Source organism: Proteus myxofaciens ATCC 19692 (genome assembly GCF_001654855.1).
In the GTDB taxonomy this organism is placed as follows: Bacteria; Pseudomonadota; Gammaproteobacteria; order Enterobacterales; family Enterobacteriaceae; genus Proteus; species Proteus myxofaciens.
In genome coordinates this window covers 1-548 of record NZ_LXEN01000207.1, presented here as the reverse complement: position 1 = coordinate 548, position 548 = coordinate 1, and the positions used below count along the sequence as shown (strand labels likewise).

Sequence of the window (548 nt, the reverse complement as noted above, 5' to 3'; positions counted from 1 at the left end):
TGGGAGATTTTTACGAACTCTTCTTTGATGATGCTAAAAAAGCATCTCGTTTATTAGATATCTCACTCACAAAACGCGGTCAATCAGCAGGACAGCCCATTCCTATGGCAGGCGTGCCTCATCATGCGGTTGAAAATTATTTAGCCAAATTAGTGCAATTAGGTGAATCTGTCGCGATTTGTGAACAAATTGGCGATCCTGCTACCAGTAAAGGCCCTGTTGAGCGAAAAGTCATTCGTATTGTCACACCAGGCACCGTGACAGATGAAGCATTACTTGAAGAACGACAAGACAATTTATTAGCCGCTATTTGGCAAGATAAAAATGGGGCTTTTGGTTATGCCACATTAGATATCACATCGGGTCGCTTTCGTGTTACTGAGACACCGGATAATGAAAGTATTATTGCGCAATTACAACGCACAAATCCTGCTGAATTACTTTATCCTGAAACCTTTGAATCGATGGCTATTATCGAGCGATTACAAGGCCTTCGTCGTCGCCCTATTTGGGAGTTTGAACTTGAAACAGCAAAACAACAGTTAAAT

Annotated in this window: 1 protein-coding gene; it reads left to right on the top strand. The window is 41.6% G+C overall.

What is annotated here, in order from left to right:
• The coding region (locus M983_RS16660) for a MutS N-terminal domain-containing protein (RefSeq protein ID WP_483826423.1) at positions 1–548 on the top strand (548 nt) is incomplete at both ends.